This is a genomic window from Enterobacter sp. RHBSTW-01064 (assembly GCF_014103035.1).
Taxonomy (GTDB): domain Bacteria; phylum Pseudomonadota; class Gammaproteobacteria; order Enterobacterales; family Enterobacteriaceae; genus Enterobacter; species Enterobacter mori.
In genome coordinates this window covers 37,857-55,095 of record NZ_JABXOU010000002.1, presented here as the reverse complement: position 1 = coordinate 55,095, position 17,239 = coordinate 37,857, and the positions used below count along the sequence as shown (strand labels likewise).

Below are 17,239 nucleotides of genomic sequence, written 5' to 3'. Positions count from 1 at the left end.
TGGTTTGCCTATATCAAGTTGCGTGCCAACTTTTAATTTATTGATTTTGCTTGATTAATATTTTTATGATCCGTAGTGGGTAGTCATTTTGACTATCAAAAAAAGTGTCAATATGACAACATGCATTGTCAAAATGACAGCGAGGTCAATATGAGCTTTTCCGTAGACGTGCTGGCGAAGATCGCCATTGAGCTGCAGACCGGTATCGGCCATCAGGACCGCTTTCAGCGGCTGATCTCCACGCTGCGCCACGTGCTGGCGTGTGACGCCTCGGCGCTGCTGCGCTATGAAGGGCGGCAGTTTATTCCGCTGGCTATCGACGGGCTGGCGAAGGACGTGCTCGGGCGGCGTTTTACCCTTGAAGGCCATCCGCGTCTGGAAACTATCGCCCGCGCGGGTGACGTGGTGCGCTTCCCGGCGGACAGCGATTTGCCTGACCCGTACGACGGGCTTATTCCCGGACAGGAGAGCCTGAAGGTGCACGCCTGTATCGGCCTGCCGCTGTTTGCCGGACAAAACCTGATTGGTGCACTGACCCTCGACGGCCTGTCGCCGGACCAGTTCGACACCTTTAGCGATGAAGAGCTGCGCCTGATTGCCGCCCTGGCCGCCGGGGCGCTGAACAATGCCCTGCTGATTGAACAGCTGGAGAGCCAGAACATTCTTCCCGGCAGCCCGGCGGCGTTTGAGCAGGTAACGCACACGGAGATGATCGGCCTTTCTCCGGGCATGGCGCAGCTCAAAAAAGAGATTGAGATTGTTGCCGCCTCAGATTTAAACGTGCTGATCTTCGGGGAAACCGGCACCGGTAAGGAGCTGGTGGCGAAATCCATTCACGAAGCCTCGCCGCGCGCGGTGAACCCGCTGGTGTACCTCAACTGCGCCGCGCTGCCGGAGAGCGTGGCGGAAAGCGAGCTGTTTGGTCACGTTAAAGGGGCGTTTACCGGGGCCATCAGCAACCGCAGCGGCAAGTTTGAAATGGCGGATAACGGCACGCTGTTTCTGGATGAAATCGGCGAGCTTTCCCTGTCGCTGCAGGCCAAGCTGCTGCGCGTGTTGCAGTACGGCGACATCCAGCGCGTAGGGGATGACCGCAGCCACAGAGTGGACGTTCGCGTGCTGGCGGCCACCAACCGTGACCTGCGTGAAGCGGTGCTGGCAGGGCAGTTCCGCGCCGACCTGTTCCATCGCCTGAGCGTGTTCCCGCTTACCGTGCCGCCGCTGCGCGAGCGCGGGGACGACGTGGTGCTGCTGGCGGGCTTTTTCTGCGAGCAGTGCCGTCTCAGGATGGGGCTTTCCCGCGTGGTGCTGAGCCCGGGGGCGAGGTCGCATCTGCTGAGCTACGGCTGGCCAGGCAACGTACGCGAGCTGGAGCATGCGATCCACCGCGCGGTGGTGCTGGCGCGTGCGACGCGCTCGGGTGACGAGGTAGTGATCCACGCGCGGCATTTTGCGTTTCAGGATGAAACCGCACCGGCTGTCGCGCAGGCGGCACCAGAGATAGCGAATGAAAATCTGCGTGAAGCCACGGAGGCGTTTCAGCGTCAGATGATTACCCGCGCGCTGGACCAGAATAACCGCAGCTGGGCGGCGTGCGCCCGGGCGCTGGAGATGGACGTCGCCAACCTGCACAGGCTGGCGAAGCGTCTGGGACTGAAGGGCTAGATTATTCCGGCCTGATAAAAATCCTGCAGGTTGATAGCACCGCACAGCCTGCCGGCATCATCCACCACCGGAGCGGCGGTGATTTTGCGCTTCATCAGCACCTCTTTGGCTTCAATGGCGCGGCTCTCGGCGTTGAGCGTCAGCCCGCCTTTGGTCATGGCGTCCGACACGTTGGTTTCCAGCCTGCCGCCGCCCACCAGCCAGCGGCGCAGGTCGCCGTCGGTGAACACGCCTTTGACGCTCCCGTTGTCATCGCAGACCGCAACCAGCCCCAGACCGGTGCGGCTGAGCTCCAGCATCGCGTCCATGACGCTGGTATCGAGTTTGACCTGCGGAATGGCATCGTCGGTGCGCATCAGGTGGTGAACCTTATTGAGCAGGCGTGCGCCGAGCGCACCTGCCGGATGCGAACGGGCGAAATCTTCTTCGTTAAAGCCGCGCGCCTGCATCACCGCCATCGCCAGCGCGTCGCCCATCATCAGGGTGTTAACGGTGCTGGAGGTCGGGGCGAGGTGCATCGGACAGGCTTCACGCTCAACGGAAATATCCAGCGTCGCTTTGGCGGCCAGCGCCAGCGGCGAGCGGGATTTCCCGGTCATCGCCAGCAGGGCGACCGATTTTTCCTGCAGGCGTGGAATAATCAGGTCCAGCTCTTTGGCCGAACCGGAGTAGGAGATAAACAGCATCACGTCGCGGCTTTCAATCATCCCGAGATCGCCATGCAGCGCTTCTGCCGGATGCACAAAGAACGCCGGGGTGCCGGTGCTGGCGAGCGTCGCGGCAATCTTTTTGCCGATATGACCAGATTTACCGATGCCCGCCACGATCACTTTGCCTTCGCAGTGGATAATGGTGTTGGCCGCGCGGACAAAATCCTCGCCCAGACGTTCCGGCAGGCGGCTGGCTTCCTGCAGTTCCAGCATCAGCGTCTGGCGGCCCGTTTCTAACAGAAAATCACTCATCTCTTTCTCCGGTTACGATCACGTCGATTCCTTTCTCTTCCAGCGCTTTCTTGAACGCCGGGTCGATACCCGCGTCGGTAATCAGCTTATCAACGCTTTCAAGGCTACAGACAATGTTGGGACTCTTGCGGCCAAACTTCGACGAGTCTGCCATCAAAATCACTTCCCGCGCGGCGTTGCACATCGCTTTACTGACGCTGAACACCTCGTTGAACGTCGTCACGCCCGCGTTCAGGTCGATGCCGTCGGTGCCCATAAAGAGTTTATCAAAGCTGAAGTGGTCGAAGGCATTCTCCGCCAGCTGGCCGTGAAACGACGCCGATTTTTTGCGGAAGGTGCCGCCGGGCATCAGGATGGTCTGCTCGCTGTCGAACTCCGACAGGGCGTTGACGATGTGCAGGCTGTTGGTCATCACCGTGATGTTGTTAAAGCGGCTGAGCAGCGGGATCATCTGCAGGACGGTACTGCCTGCATCCAGAATGATGGAATCACCGTCCTGGATAAATTTTACGGCAGCTTCGGCAATGAGCGCTTTCTGGTGGGTATTGATCAGCGTTTTGTGATCGATAGGCGGGTCCGCTTCGTCTTTATTGAGCACCACGCCGCCGTAGGTTCGAATGACGGCGCCAGAGTTTTCGAGCAATACCAGGTCCTTGCGTATTGTCGTGCCGGTGGTGTCAAAGTAGTGGGCCAGATCCTCTACCGAACATTTTCCCTGCTTTTGCAGATGTTCGAGAATGGCCGCCTGCCGCTGACGAGGTTTCATAGGCGCTTCGTTCCTTAGGTTGCGAAATGATAATTTCGCAAGTCTATAGCTTTCACAACGAAATTATCCATGTTTCAGATTAAGCGCTAATGATAGTGCATTCTGACAGAGTGGATCATGGGGAAAGATCACATCAGGCCGTAATTCCTGCAGCGAAATGCCGTTGATTGCCTGGATTTTCACCGGACGGGCGAAGACGGTCATACCGCGCATGATGAGGGAATCGCAGACGTTATTGTTTTCATCCAGCGCAACGGCGACGACCACGCGCGGTTTGAAGCGTCCGCCGGAACGCCCGACCCCGACGCGACCTTTCTGGCACAGGGCATCAAACGCGCGGTTAAACTGGTGGATTTGCCAGCCGCCAAACGCCGTCTGGCACAGCCAGGCGAGGGCGGCGACGGTGATGAGTGCGGTTACCATATTTCACTCCTTCAATGCCGGGTGGCGGCTGCGCCTTACCCGGCCTACGGGTATTGTAGCCCCGGTAAGCGCAGCGCCACCGGGGAAGGGACTTAGAACATGACCTGCCCACCGGTGACGTTAATCGACTGCCCGGTGCAGTACGAGGCTTTCGGGCTGGCGTAAAACAGCAGCATGTTCAGCACGTCCTGATAATCGCACCCGCGCTTCAGCGGCACTTTATCGATGTAGTGCTGCTCCACTTCCTCAGCCTTGATGCCGAGCTTGGTGGCGTACTGCGGCAGCAGGGACTGGAACATCGGCGATTTCAACAGGTTGCCCAGCATCAGCGAGTGAACGGTAATGCCGTATTCGGCCAGATCCAGCGCCAGAGACTGCGTCAGCCCCACGCCGCCAAACTTCGCCGCGCTGTAGCCGGAGTTGTGCTTGCTGCCTACCTTCCCTGATTTTGAGTTGATCTGAATGATGCGCCCCTGAATGCCGTCGCGGATCATCAGGCGGGAAAACTCGCGGGCGCAGAGGAAATAGCCCACCAGGTTCACCTGCAGCGAACGGTCAAAGTCTCCCAGTTCGACATCGCTGATAAAGGCCGCTTTCGCAATCCCGGCGCTGTAGACCAGCAGATCGGTACGCCCAAAAATTTCGTCCACGCCGCGGGCCAGCGCCATCACGCTCTGCTCGCTGGTGGCGTCGGCACCAAACCCGTACGCCATCCCTTCGCCAAACTCGGTATTGATGGTGTCCGCCACGCGGGCGGCTTTTTCACTCTGAATGTCCACTACCGCCACGCGGTAACCCTCTGCGGCAAGCCCACGGCAGAGGAACTCGCCTAAGGTTTGTCCCCCACCAATGACAACGGCAACCTGACTCATGTGTTTCTCCTTAATTACGCAACAAATTTTAACGTGCAGCCTGGGGTGACAGCCTGCGGAACCGGGCCCGCTACGTGAACCGTGCCGGGATATTCGGCCTGCGACTGGCCGTCGAAACGCAGGGTGATGTGGCCCAGCTCGCGCAGGTTTTGCTCGGCCACGTCGCCAACGGCGGTGACGGCATAGCGCGCTTCGCCCAGCTCCAGCTGGCTTCCTGCCTTCAGCTCACCGTTCAGCTCGCCGTGGCAGTGGATAAAACAAAACTCTTCGATATCCGCAGGCGCCCCTTCGCGGAAGGTGATCAGCATCTGGTCGCTCAGCGCGTCGGCCGCGCTCTGGCCGATGCGGGTAATGGTGGTCTGGTAAATGACGGTCATCGCAGGAACCTCTTATTGATAAATAAAGCCGGAGACAAACCAGGCAATCAGCACCGTCGGCGCGCCCGTCAGGAAGCGGCTCACCAGCACGGACGGCACGCCTACGCGCACGGTGTCCTGGCGCGCCTCGGCCAGCGACAGCCCAACGGGGATAAAGTCGCACGCTGCCTGGGCGTTAATGGCAAACAGGGCGGGCAGGGCGAGGTGCGGAGGGATGTTCCCCAGACCAATCTGCACGCCAATCAGCACGCCGATGACCTGGGCAATCACCGCGCCAGGGCCGAGGAACGGCGACAGCAGCGGGAAGGAGCAGATCAGCGCCAGCGTGACCAGCCCGAGCGGGTGGCTGGCGAGCGGGGCGAGGCCGTGGGCAATCCAGTCGCCCAGGCCGGACGCCATGATGATGCCGATCAGCGCCGAGACGAACGCCATAAAGGGCAGGATGGTTTTCAGTACCGTGTCGATGGTGTCGCGCCCGGACTGGAACAGCACCGCCACGGCGGAACCCATGCCCATCCCGACCTTCGCCAGCAGGCCGTCGCTCTGCTCGGTGATTTTCTTGCTGGTGTCGTACTCGCGCGGGGCCGCTTTTTGCGGCGCGGCAGTGCCATTTACCAGCGTGATGTTGTCCTCTTTCACGCCTGAGACATAAATGTCCTCAAGGATGTACTGCGCCAGCGGGCCGGATTTTCCGGTGGAGTGAATATTCACCGTCGGAATTCGGCGCTTCGGATAGATACCGCAGCGCAGCGTGCCGCCGCAGTCGATCACCGCCACACCGATTTCCGCCTCCGGCGGTTCGCCTTCCTTAAAGCCGTCGACCGCTTCCCAGCCGGTCAGCTCACGCAGCCTGTCAACGATCGCCGGGCGCGTGCCCGCGGTGATGTAAACGATCTTTTTGCCTTCGGTGGCGTCGAACTCCAGCGGGCCGCCCCAGCCGCCCGTGCCTTTCTCAATGCGGATCCGGTTCATGCTGTGGCTCCTGAAAGATGGACTTTCTGTTCAAGCTGGATGCCCATTTTTTTCTCAAAAATGGCGGTGGTGAGGTCCGTCACCCAGCCGCGGAAGAAGTTGGTGACCAAGCCGACCAGCAGATAGCTCACCGCCAGCGGGCCGAGCGGCAGGCCAAGGGTGGTGAGACCGCTGGCGATCCCGAGATAGACAAACAGCTCTCCGGGGTTGATGTGCGGGAACAGGCCATTCATGGAGTGGCAGCTGTAGGAGGCGGCGGCGTAGTAGCTCGGCTTGTACTTTTCCGGCATGAAGCGGCCGAGGCTTAAGGTCATCGGGTTACAGAACACGAAGGTGCCGATGAACGGTAATACCAGATAGCGGGACAGCGGATTCCCGGCACAGCGCTGGGCGAAGCGTTCAATGTGCTGCTGGCCGATAAAGTTGATCAGCGCGTTCATGATCACCAGCAGGCTGATCAGCAGGGGCAGGATCCCGGTCACCATGCCGGTGAACACTTCTCCGCCTTTCTGAAACAGCCCGATGAACCACTCGGCGCCGTGGGTGATGGTTTCTATCATTCTTCTCTCCTGTGGGGGCTTTTTTGTTTTTGTCTGACAGGCTAATAATAATCACTTTGAAAGGTTTTAAAGTGTTAATTAGATCTCGCAATGAAAGACAAATAGATTATTTTGAAAGTTTATTGATGGGGGCAATGGTTATCGGTGGAAAAAAGCGCGGATTTGCGTTGGGGGAGTGCGTACCGCTTCCTTGAGGTGTTGCGGATGCTTTACCATACTGGGTTCTTATCGAACCCGTTAAATGGATGTCTCATGTTCAAGCGTCGTTATGCAGCGCTGTTGCCTGCGCTTATTCTGCTGTCTGCCTGTAGTAGCAAACCTAAGACCGAAGCCGTTCAGCAAACGGCGGGTGCGCCTTCCGGAGGATTCCTGCTGGAGCCGCAGCATAATATGATGCAGATGGGCGGCGACTTCGCCAATAACCCGGCGGCCGAACAGTTCATCGATAAAATGGTGAGCAAACACGGCTTTGACAGACAGCAGCTGCACGAAATTTTGTCTCAGGCCAAGCGTCTGGACTACGTGCTGCGCCTGATGGACCGCCAGGCACCGACGGCACAGGTGCCGACCGGGCCAAACGGCGCGTGGCTGCGCTATCGCAAACAGTTTATTACCCCGGACAACGTGCAAAACGGCGTGGTGTTCTGGAATCAGTATGAAGATGCGCTCAACCGCGCGTGGCAGGTGTACGGCGTACCGCCTGAAATCATCGTCGGGATCATCGGCGTGGAAACCCGCTGGGGCCGCGTGATGGGTAAAACCCGCATCCTCGACGCGCTGGCGACGCTCTCCTTTAACTACCCGCGCCGCGCGGAGTATTTCTCTTCCGAGCTGGAAACCTTCCTGCTGATGGCGCGCAGCGAACAGGACGATCCGCTGGATCTGAAAGGGTCGTTTGCCGGCGCGATGGGCTATGGCCAGTTTATGCCGTCCTCCTATAAGCAGTACGCGGTCGACTTTAACGGGGATGGTCATATTAACCTGTGGGATCCGGTGGATGCCATCGGCAGCGTGGCGAACTACTTTAAAGCGCACGGCTGGACGCCGGGTGGGCAAGTTGCGGTGCAGGCAAACGGCGAGGCGTTTGGTCTGGAAAACGGCTTCAAAACCAAATACAGCGTTGCACAGCTGACAGCGGCAGGCTTAACGCCAACGCAGCCGCTGGGCAATGTCGAGCAGGTGAGCCTGCTGCGTCTGGACGTGGGAACCGGGTATCAGTACTGGTACGGCATGCCGAACTTCTACACCATCACCCGCTATAACCACAGCACTCACTATGCGATGGCCGTATGGCAGCTGGGGCTGGCGGTATCGCAGGCTCGCGTGCCGGCAGCGTCGCCGTTTAGTCAGTAAGCCGCTCCGACGGGTAGGCCGGGTAAGGCAACGCCGCCACCCGGCATGGCTGCATGCACGGTGCGGTCTGATGCCCTCACCCTGACCCTCTCCCATGGGAGAGGGACGTTTTGCAGAAACATTTCGCCACACTCCCTTTTCAAACCCGCCATTTACATCTTAACCGTCTTTCATTATTGTTATGTTATAACATTAAATTCGGTATCAAAATGTCAACGTCCCTTTTTTCTCTGTCTGCTCTGGTTCGGCTGTTGCTGGCGCTGGTGCTGGTTGTCTTTATCGGGCTGGCCGTGCGCTGGGCGGTGGCATTGCCATGATCGTGATGAACGAACTGGTCGCGGGCTATGACCGCCAGCCCGTTACGCATCCTCTTTCGGGGGTGATCGAACGGGGGAGCATGACCGCCATTATCGGCGCTAACGGCTGCGGGAAATCGACGCTGCTGAAAACGCTGGCAGGGTTTATTCCTCCCGTCAGCGGCGGCTTCCGCTGGCAGGGTAAGCGCCCGGTAATCGGCTGGCTGGCACAGCGTCACGCGCTGGAGGCACAGTTTCCGCTGACCGTACAGGACGTAGTAAGCATGGGCTGCTGGCCGCGCATATCGCTTTTTTCCGGTTTTCGTCGCGAGACGCGGTTGCGGATTGCCAGCGCGCTTGAGCGCGTCGGGCTGGGATCCATGGCGTTATCCACCATCGATGAACTCTCCGGCGGACAGTTTCAGCGCATGCTGTTTGCACGCGTCCTGGTGCAGCAGGCGCCGCTGGTGATGCTGGATGAGCCCTTTACCGGGGTCGATGAAGCCACCTGCAACGTGCTGATGGACCTGATGCTGGAGATGTATATGCAGGGGCAAACGCTGCTCGCGGTTTTACACGACAGCGAGCGCGTGTCGCGCCACTTCCCGCAAACCTTACGGCTGGATGCTGACGTTCCCCAGTGGAAAACCGAACGGGTGAGGGTGGCATGATCTGGCATACATTTTTCCAGCCGTTTATCGAATACGGGTTTATGCGCCGCGCGCTGGTGGTTTGCCTGGCGCTCTCCGTCAGTACCACCGCGCTCGGCGTGTTTCTTCAGCTGCGTCGGATGAGCCTGATGGGGGATGCGCTTTCTCACGCCATTTTGCCGGGTGTCGCCGTGGGGTATTTGCTCAGCGGAATGTCGCTGCTGGCGATGAGTATTGGCGGTTTTATCGCGGGAATTACCGTGGCGCTGGTGGCCGGTCTGGTCAGCCGCCGCACGCCGCTCAAAGAAGATGCCAGCTTTGCCGGATTTTATCTTGGCTCGCTGGCGCTGGGCGTCACGCTGGTCTCGCTGCGCGGCTCGAATGTCGATCTACTGCATCTGCTGTTTGGCTCCATTCTTGCGGTAGACAACGACGCCGCGCTGTTCGTCACCGGCGTATGCATCGTCACGCTTATCACGCTGGCGATTTTCTATCGCGGGCTGGTGACAGAGGCCTTTGATACCGCCTGGCTGCAGGTGAATGCTCGCGGGTTACCTGGCTTATTGCATGGACTGTTTCTGGCGCTGCTGGTGCTTAACCTGGTGGCCGGGTTTCAGGTGCTTGGCACGCTGATGGCCGTCGGGCTGATGATGCTTCCCGCAGTGGCAGCACGCTGCTGGGTACGCACGTTACCTGGGTTGTTATTGATGGCGGGCATCAGCGGTATTTTCTGTGCGTGGCTCGGGCTCAGCCTTTCCTGGGCGGCGAGTTTGCCTGCGGGGCCATCCATCGTGCTCACCGCCAGCGCGCTGTTCTTTATCTCTGTTTTATTTGGTACGCGCAGCAGGCTGGCTGGCAGCCTGCGGGCGCTTTTTTAACGCAAGGGGAAATGATGAAACGTACAGGGTTAGCTGTGGCGCTCGCGCTGGGGATGATGTCGCACGGTGTGATGGCGAAAACGCTCAACGTGGTGACCAGTTTTTCAATATTGGGTGACTTGACTCAGGAAGTGGGAGGAGACCACGTGAAAGTGACGACGCTGGTAGGGCCGGACGGCGACCCGCATACCTTCGAACCGTCACCGAAAGACAGCGCGGCGCTGAATAAGGCCGATGTGGTGGTGGTCAACGGTCTGGGGCTGGAGGGCTGGCTCGACCGGCTGGTGAAGGCCTCAGGATTTAAAGGCCAACTGGTGGTGGCGTCGACCGGGGTGAAAACCCACACGCTTGAGGAAGAGGGAAAAACCGTGACCGATCCGCACGCGTGGAACAGCGCGGCGAACGGGGCGCTGTATGCACAAAATATTCTGGACGGGCTGGTGAAAGCTGACCCGGAAGATAAAGCTGCGCTGGAAGCTTCCGGAAAACCCTATATCGCACAGCTTAACCAGCTGGATAGCTGGGCCAAAACGCGTTTTAGCGCGATCCCGAAGGATAAGCGCAAGGTGCTGACCAGCCATGATGCGTTCGGCTATTTCAGTCGCGCCTACGGCGTGACGTTTATTGCCCCGCAGGGGCTGTCGTCAGAGAGCGAGGCCAGCGCGGCGCAGGTGGCTGAGATCATTAATCAGATAAAAGCCGACGGCGTAAAAACCTGGTTTATGGAAAACCAGCTTGACCCGCGACTGGTGAAACAGATTGCCAGCGCCACGGGTGCGCAGCCGGGCGGCGAACTCTACCCGGAAGCGCTGTCGTCAAAAGGCGGCGTAGCAGATACCTACGTTAAGGCGTTTCGTCACAATGTCGATACGATTGCGAACAGCATGAAATAACATGTCCAGAGCCGGTGCGCCTGCATCGGCTTTTTTCTGAAGCCCCCTCGTAAAACCGCAAGCTCATCCCCATATCTAACGAGAAAGTGCTATCTTGTGCAGCACGTTTTTCCGAAGCCTGGAGCGAGAATGACTGACCATGAATTGATGCAGCTTAGCGAAGTGGTAGGGTTGGCGCTGAAACAGCGTGGTGCGACCCTCACAACGGCAGAGTCCTGTACTGGCGGTTGGGTTGCCAAAGTGATTACCGACATTGCCGGGAGTTCCGCCTGGTTTGAACGCGGTTTTGTGACCTACAGTAACGAAGCTAAAGCACAGATGATTGGCGTGCGTGAATCGACACTCGAACAGCATGGCGCGGTGAGCGAACCGGTGGTGATTGAGATGGCCATTGGCGCGCTGAAAGAGGCGCGGGCAGATTACGCGATTTCCATTAGCGGCATTGCGGGCCCGGACGGCGGCAGCGACGTGAAGCCTGTCGGCACCGTCTGGTTTGGTTTTGCCACCGCCAAAGGCGAGGGGATCACCCGCCGGGAGTGCTTCAGCGGCGACCGCGAAAGCGTACGTCGCCAGGCAACGGAATACGCATTGAAAACGCTCTGGCAACAATTTCTACAAAATACTTGATACTGTATGACCATACAGTATAATTGCACCAACAGAACAGAAATCCACGGTGAAGCGCAGTCGCTTCTCCCGGCATGACAGGAGTAATAATGGCTATCGACGAGAACAAACAGAAAGCGTTGGCGGCAGCACTGGGCCAGATCGAAAAGCAATTCGGTAAAGGCTCCATCATGCGCCTGGGTGAAGACCGTTCCATGGACGTGGAAACTATCTCCACCGGTTCGCTTTCTCTGGATATCGCACTGGGCGCTGGCGGTTTGCCGATGGGCCGTATCGTAGAAATCTACGGACCGGAATCCTCGGGTAAAACCACCCTGACCCTGCAGGTTGTTGCAGCGGCGCAGCGCGAAGGTAAAACCTGTGCGTTTATCGATGCTGAGCACGCGCTGGACCCTGTCTATGCCCGTAAACTGGGTGTTGATATCGACAACCTGCTGTGTTCCCAGCCGGATACCGGCGAGCAGGCACTGGAAATTTGTGACGCGCTGGCGCGTTCTGGTGCGGTTGACGTGATCATCGTCGACTCCGTTGCGGCACTGACGCCAAAAGCGGAAATCGAAGGTGAAATCGGTGACTCTCACATGGGCCTCGCGGCACGTATGATGAGCCAGGCGATGCGTAAGCTGGCCGGTAACCTGAAGCAGTCCAACACGCTGCTGATCTTCATCAACCAGATCCGTATGAAAATTGGTGTGATGTTCGGTAACCCGGAAACCACTACCGGTGGTAACGCCCTGAAATTCTACGCTTCTGTCCGTCTGGATATCCGCCGTATCGGCGCGGTGAAAGAGGGCGAGAACGTGGTCGGTAGCGAAACCCGCGTGAAGGTTGTGAAGAACAAAATCGCCGCGCCGTTTAAACAGGCTGAGTTCCAGATCCTCTACGGCGAAGGCATCAACTTCCTCGGCGAGCTGGTTGATCTGGGTGTGAAAGAAAAGCTGATTGAAAAAGCGGGCGCATGGTACAGCTACAACGGTGACAAAATTGGTCAGGGTAAAGCTAATGCTATCTCCTGGCTGAAAGAGAACCCGGCTGCAGCGAAAGAGATTGAGAAAAAGGTGCGTGAGCTTCTGCTGAATAACCAGGACTCCAAACCTGATTTCGTGGTGGACGCCGCGGATGCTGAAGAAACCAACGAAGACTTTTAAGTCTCTCGTGTAAAGATGAAGGGCTGCTGATGCGGCCCTTTTTGCATTTCTGAATCTGCAGGTTTTTTATGAGTGAATCCACATCACGTCGACCCGCGTATGCACGCTTACTGGACCGTGCGGTGCGCATCCTTGCCGTGCGTGACCACAGCGAACAAGAGCTACGGCGAAAACTGTCTGCACCCGTGATGAGCAAAAACGGACCGGAAGACATTGATGCCACAGCAGAAGATTACGACCGCGTGATCGCCTGGTGCTATGAGCATCACTATCTTGACGACGAGCGCTTTGCTTCTCGCTTTCTCGCCAGCCGTGGCCGCAAAGGATACGGGCCCGCGCGCATTCGGCAGGAGCTGAACCAGAAAGGGGTTGCCCGTGAATCGATTGAAAAAGCGATGCGCGAATGCGATACCGACTGGTGCGAATTGGCAAAAGAACAGGCGATTCGGAAATACGGTGAACCGCTGCCGCGTGAATTTTCAGAAAAAGTCAAAATCCAACGCTTTTTGCTCTACCGCGGCTTTCTGATGGAAGATATTCAGGATATCTGGCGTAATTTTGCCGATTGAACGCATGCGGGATTTTACTTCCCACCCAAGAAAACTTATCTTATTCCCACTTTTTCCAGTAGCTGGTCTGTCCAACGGTTTACCGATACAGACCTGCTGCGACATTTCGTTAGCTTGATTTCAGGATAATTATGAGCAAGAGCACCGCTGAGATCCGTCAGGCGTTTCTCGACTTTTTCCATAGTAAGGGACACCAGGTTGTTGCCAGCAGCTCCCTGGTACCGAACAATGATCCGACTCTGCTGTTTACCAACGCCGGGATGAACCAGTTCAAGGATGTTTTCCTTGGTCTCGACAAGCGTAATTATTCCCGCGCCACAACCTCACAGCGTTGCGTGCGTGCGGGCGGTAAACACAACGACCTGGAAAACGTCGGTTACACCGCGCGTCACCATACTTTCTTCGAAATGCTGGGTAACTTCAGCTTCGGCGACTACTTCAAACACGATGCTATCCAGTACGCATGGGAACTGCTGACCGGTGAAAACTGGTTCAACCTGCCGAAAGAGCGTCTGTGGGTTACCGTTTACGAAACCGATGACGAAGCGTTCGAAATCTGGGAAAAAGAAGTCGGTATCCCACGCGAACGTATTATTCGTATCGGCGATAATAAAGGCGCACCTTATGCGTCTGACAACTTCTGGCAGATGGGGGATACCGGTCCTTGCGGTCCGTGCACCGAGATCTTCTACGATCACGGCGACCACATCTGGGGCGGCCCTCCGGGAAGCGCTGAAGAAGATGGCGACCGCTACATTGAGATCTGGAACATCGTCTTCATGCAGTTCAACCGTCAGGCTGACGGTACCATGGAGCCGCTGCCGAAGCCGTCCGTTGATACCGGTATGGGTCTGGAACGTATTGCCGCAGTGCTGCAGCACGTTAACTCCAACTATGACATTGACCTGTTCAGCACGCTGATCAAGTCCGTTGCAGAAGTGACCGGTGCGACCGACCTCAGCAACAAATCGCTGCGCGTTATCGCAGACCACATTCGTTCCTGCGCGTTCCTGATTGCCGATGGCGTTATCCCGTCGAATGAAAACCGTGGCTACGTGCTGCGTCGTATCATTCGTCGTGCCATCCGTCACGGCAACATACTGGGCGCGAAGGACACCTTCTTCTATAAACTCGTTGGGCCACTGATTGGCGTGATGGGTGCTGCCGGTGATGAGCTGAAACGCCAGCAGGCGCAGGTTGAACAGGTTCTGAAAACTGAAGAAGAACAGTTTGCTCGTACCCTGGAGCGCGGTCTGGCGCTGCTGGACGAAGAACTGGCGAAGCTTAAAGGCGACACGCTGGATGGCGAAACCGCTTTCCGCCTGTACGACACCTACGGATTCCCGGTTGACTTGACGGCAGACGTCTGCCGCGAGCGCAACATCAAAGTTGACGAAGCGGGCTTCGAAGCCGCGATGGAAGAACAGCGTCGTCGTGCGCGTGAATCCAGCGGTTTCGGCGCAGACTATAACGCGATGATCCGCGTTGATGGCGCATCAGAATTCAAAGGTTATGACGCGCTGGAACTGACCGGCAAAGTGACCGCCCTGTTTGTTGACGGTAAAGCCGTGGACAGCATCAGCGCGGGTCAGGATGCGGTTGTCATTCTGGACAAAACGCCGTTCTACGCGGAATCCGGCGGCCAGGTTGGCGATAAGGGCGAACTGAAAGGCAACGGCTTTAGCTTCAACGTTAGCGACACCCAGAAATACGGTCAGGCGATTGGTCATCAGGGCAAACTGGTTTCCGGTTCTCTGAAAGTGGGCGAGGGCGTACAGGCTAACGTTGATGAAGTACGCCGCGCGCGCATTCGTCTGAACCACTCTGCAACCCACCTGATGCACGCTGCCCTGCGCGACGTGCTGGGTACCCACGTTGCACAGAAAGGTTCTCTGGTTAACGACAAAGTGCTGCGTTTCGACTTCTCGCATTTTGAAGCGATGAAACCGTCTGAAATCCGCGCGGTGGAAGATCTGGTGAACGCGCAGATCCGTCGTAACCTGCCAATCGAGACCCACATCATGGAGCTCGAGGACGCGAAGAAAAAAGGTGCGATGGCGCTGTTTGGCGAGAAATATGACGACCGCGTTCGCGTGCTGAGCATGGGCGACTTCTCTACCGAGCTGTGTGGCGGTACGCACGCATCGCGCACCGGCGACATCGGCCTGTTCCGCATTGTTTCCGAATCAGGTACGGCGGCAGGTGTGCGTCGTATTGAAGCGGTGACCGGTGAAGGCGCAATCGCCAGCCTGCATGCGCAGAGCGATCAGCTGCACGACATCGCGCAACTGCTGAAAGGCGATAGCCAGAACTTGGGCGAGAAAGTGCGCGTTGCGCTGGAGCGTACGCGTCAGCTGGAAAAAGAGCTGCAGCAGCTGAAAGAGCAGGCTGCGGCGCAGGAGAGTGCAAACCTCTCCAGCAAGGCTGTAGACATTAAGGGCGTCAAACTGCTGGTCAGCGATCTGGCGGGCGTTGAGCCTAAGATGCTGCGCACTATGGTCGACGATCTCAAGAACCAGCTTGGTTCTACCGTTATCGTGCTGGCGACAGTGGCAGAAGGTAAGGTTTCTCTGATTGCGGGCGTGTCTAAGGATGTGACCGACCGCGTCAAAGCAGGGGAGCTGATTGGTATGGTCGCCCAGCAGGTGGGTGGCAAAGGTGGCGGTCGTCCGGACATGGCGCAAGCCGGTGGTACGGATGCGGCGGCACTTCCTGCGGCATTGGCCAGCGTTGAAAGCTGGGTAAGCGCGAAACTGTAATAACTACAAAGCACAAGCAGACGCCATAGCGGTAACGTTATGGCGTCTTGTTCACTGCGCTATCGATAACGATAAAGTCAGGTTGAGTTTGTGTATATCGGCTAAACTTACGTTTAACAGAATGTGATGCCGTGACTGCTTACACTTTACGTGTTTGTCATCGCTTACTTTTTGGCGTTATATGATGGATAATGCCGGGATACAAGAGACCCGACTCTTTTAATCTTTCAAGGAGCAAAGAATGCTGATTCTGACTCGTCGAGTTGGTGAGACCCTCATGATTGGGGATGAGGTCACCGTGACAGTTTTAGGGGTAAAGGGTAACCAGGTACGTATTGGTGTTAACGCTCCTAAAGAAGTATCTGTCCACCGTGAAGAGATCTACCAGCGTATCCAGGCTGAAAAATCCCAGCAGTCCAGTTACTGATATTGTCGCGTCTCGCTGTCGGGCGAGACGCAACCCTCCTGCCATTTTTCCTGCATAAAGTTACCGTTCTATTTCAATCGCTCTGTTTTTAACCACTCCCTCACTCTTATCTCGTCCTGACTGCGTGTTTCTTACAAGAGTTTTCTGTGAAGATGTCTGCAAAATCCGCTTATAAAACACCCTCTTTGCGGCTTTTACATGCGAATTGCGTGCGATTTGTGCAAACGATAAAAGGTTGTGGAAAATTGTTTGACTTATAAGTCCCAGAAAGTAATATATGCGCCACGCAGCGACGAGAAGCTCTTAACGAGTTACTCGAAGCACTCGAAAGAGGCGTTGTGTGGTGAGGTGGCCGAGAGGCTGAAGGCGCTCCCCTGCTAAGGGAGTATGCGGTCAAAAGCTGCATCCGGGGTTCGAATCCCCGCCTCACCGCCATTTTGCATCCGTAGCTCAGCTGGATAGAGTACTCGGCTACGAACCGAGCGGTCGGAGGTTCGAATCCTCCCGGATGCACCATCTATTACTTCATATTGCTTTAGAAGTGATATGAATATCGAGCAGTACAGTAGTAAATCCCGATGCATCCGTAGCTCAGCTGGATAGAGTACTCGGCTACGAACCGAGCGGTCGGAGGTTCGAATCCTCCCGGATGCACCATTTACTATTTCTGAAAGCAGTTCCCTGATGCATCCGTAGCTCAGCTGGATAGAGTACTCGGCTACGAACCGAGCGGTCGGAGGTTCGAATCCTCCCGGATGCACCATTTACTGTTTCTAAAGCATTTCCCTGATGCATCCGTAGCTCAGCTGGATAGAGTACTCGGCTACGAACCGAGCGGTCGGAGGTTCGAATCCTCCCGGATGCACCATATTCTCCGAGATAATAGCAACGCTGTTGTTTCAAGGTCTGCGAGTTAATCGCAAGCACCAGGGAGGATAACGTTGCTTCAGCAACGGCCCGCAGGGCGAGGCGTAAGCCGAGTAATCCTCCCGGATGCACCATCTCTTCTGTTATTCCCTTCGATGTTTAGTTCTTAATCACT

Annotated in this window: 17 protein-coding genes and 5 tRNA genes; 15 read left to right on the top strand and 7 right to left on the bottom strand. The window is 57.0% G+C overall.

The window, feature by feature from the left end:
- Positions 1–150 precede the first annotated feature (150 nt).
- Positions 151–1,665, top strand: a complete 1,515-nt coding sequence (norR, locus tag HV355_RS06190) for a nitric oxide reductase transcriptional regulator NorR (protein ID WP_108416410.1) — start codon at positions 151–153, stop codon at positions 1,663–1,665.
- Here norR and gutQ read toward each other — a convergent pair.
- From gutQ to srlA, 7 genes are all read right to left on the bottom strand, one after another.
- A complete protein-coding gene (gene gutQ / locus HV355_RS06185) occupies positions 1,662–2,627 on the bottom strand; it encodes an arabinose-5-phosphate isomerase GutQ (protein ID WP_029742068.1) in 966 nt (321 codons plus the stop codon). The two genes, norR and gutQ, sit on opposite strands and share 4 nt — an antisense overlap.
- A complete protein-coding gene (locus tag HV355_RS06180; RefSeq protein ID WP_010434430.1) occupies positions 2,620–3,393 on the bottom strand; it encodes a DNA-binding transcriptional repressor in 774 nt (257 codons plus the stop codon). Before HV355_RS06180 ends, gutQ begins: the two co-directional genes overlap by 8 nt.
- Before the next feature lie 63 nt (positions 3,394–3,456).
- A complete protein-coding gene (gene gutM / locus HV355_RS06175) occupies positions 3,457–3,816 on the bottom strand; it encodes a transcriptional regulator GutM (RefSeq protein ID WP_182401291.1) in 360 nt (119 codons plus the stop codon).
- Between the two features lie 92 nt (positions 3,817–3,908).
- Positions 3,909–4,688, bottom strand: coding sequence for a sorbitol-6-phosphate dehydrogenase (srlD, locus tag HV355_RS06170; RefSeq protein ID WP_148401014.1), 780 nt, complete (start codon positions 4,686–4,688; stop codon positions 3,909–3,911).
- 14 nt (positions 4,689–4,702) lie between these two features.
- Positions 4,703–5,065, bottom strand: coding sequence for a PTS glucitol/sorbitol transporter subunit IIA (gene srlB, locus HV355_RS06165; protein ID WP_182401289.1), 363 nt, complete (start codon positions 5,063–5,065; stop codon positions 4,703–4,705).
- A gap of 12 nt (positions 5,066–5,077) precedes the next feature.
- Positions 5,078–6,037 (bottom strand): PTS glucitol/sorbitol transporter subunit IIB, encoded by a 960-nt coding sequence (locus HV355_RS06160; RefSeq protein ID WP_023308950.1) that lies wholly within the window; start codon positions 6,035–6,037, stop codon positions 5,078–5,080.
- Entirely contained in the window at positions 6,034–6,597 is a 564-nt protein-coding gene (srlA, locus tag HV355_RS06155; RefSeq protein ID WP_182401287.1) for a PTS glucitol/sorbitol transporter subunit IIC, read from the bottom strand. Before srlA ends, HV355_RS06160 begins: the two co-directional genes overlap by 4 nt.
- A 252-nt stretch (positions 6,598–6,849) precedes the next feature.
- On the opposite strand from srlA, the gene mltB reads away from it, so the two are divergent.
- The 14 genes from mltB to HV355_RS06085 all read left to right on the top strand — a co-directional run bounded on the left by mltB (position 6,850) and on the right by HV355_RS06085 (position 17,065).
- The gene (gene mltB, locus HV355_RS06150) at positions 6,850–7,950 is read left to right on the top strand and encodes a lytic murein transglycosylase B (RefSeq protein WP_174340992.1); all 1,101 of its coding nucleotides are present in this window, start codon (positions 6,850–6,852) and stop codon (positions 7,948–7,950) included.
- 313 nt (positions 7,951–8,263) lie between these two features.
- Complete coding sequence (locus tag HV355_RS06145; protein ID WP_182401285.1) at positions 8,264–8,917, top strand: ATP-binding cassette domain-containing protein; 654 nt, start codon at positions 8,264–8,266, stop codon at positions 8,915–8,917.
- On the top strand, positions 8,914–9,774 hold the full coding sequence (locus HV355_RS06140; RefSeq protein WP_010434409.1) for a metal ABC transporter permease: 861 nt from the start codon (positions 8,914–8,916) through the stop codon (positions 9,772–9,774). The genes HV355_RS06145 and HV355_RS06140 overlap by 4 nt, the downstream gene beginning before the upstream one ends.
- A gap of 14 nt (positions 9,775–9,788) precedes the next feature.
- Positions 9,789–10,667, top strand: coding sequence for a metal ABC transporter substrate-binding protein (locus HV355_RS06135; RefSeq protein WP_182401774.1), 879 nt, complete (start codon positions 9,789–9,791; stop codon positions 10,665–10,667).
- Between the two features lie 129 nt (positions 10,668–10,796).
- Entirely contained in the window at positions 10,797–11,294 is a 498-nt protein-coding gene (gene pncC / locus HV355_RS06130) for a nicotinamide-nucleotide amidase (RefSeq protein WP_042713547.1), read from the top strand.
- An 89-nt stretch (positions 11,295–11,383) separates the two neighbouring features.
- Entirely contained in the window at positions 11,384–12,442 is a 1,059-nt protein-coding gene (gene recA, locus HV355_RS06125) for a recombinase RecA (RefSeq protein WP_028014189.1), read from the top strand.
- 68 nt (positions 12,443–12,510) lie between these two features.
- Positions 12,511–13,011: a recombination regulator RecX gene (gene recX, locus HV355_RS06120; RefSeq protein ID WP_010434398.1), complete on the top strand. Its 501-nt coding sequence runs from the start codon at positions 12,511–12,513 to the stop codon at positions 13,009–13,011.
- Positions 13,012–13,142: 131 nt separating this feature from the next.
- On the top strand, positions 13,143–15,770 hold the full coding sequence (gene alaS / locus HV355_RS06115) for an alanine--tRNA ligase (protein ID WP_182401283.1): 2,628 nt from the start codon (positions 13,143–13,145) through the stop codon (positions 15,768–15,770).
- A 241-nt stretch (positions 15,771–16,011) separates the two neighbouring features.
- A complete protein-coding gene (gene csrA, locus HV355_RS06110; RefSeq protein ID WP_000906486.1) occupies positions 16,012–16,197 on the top strand; it encodes a carbon storage regulator CsrA in 186 nt (61 codons plus the stop codon).
- A 342-nt stretch (positions 16,198–16,539) separates the two neighbouring features.
- Positions 16,540–16,632 (top strand) — tRNA-Ser (locus tag HV355_RS06105).
- Positions 16,633–16,636: 4 nt separating this feature from the next.
- Positions 16,637–16,713: transfer RNA gene (locus tag HV355_RS06100), tRNA-Arg, on the top strand.
- 64 nt (positions 16,714–16,777) lie between these two features.
- Positions 16,778–16,854, top strand: a tRNA-Arg gene (locus HV355_RS06095).
- 29 nt (positions 16,855–16,883) lie between these two features.
- Positions 16,884–16,960: transfer RNA gene (locus HV355_RS06090), tRNA-Arg, on the top strand.
- Between the two features lie 28 nt (positions 16,961–16,988).
- Positions 16,989–17,065, top strand: a tRNA-Arg gene (locus tag HV355_RS06085).
- Positions 17,066–17,239 lie beyond the last annotated feature (174 nt).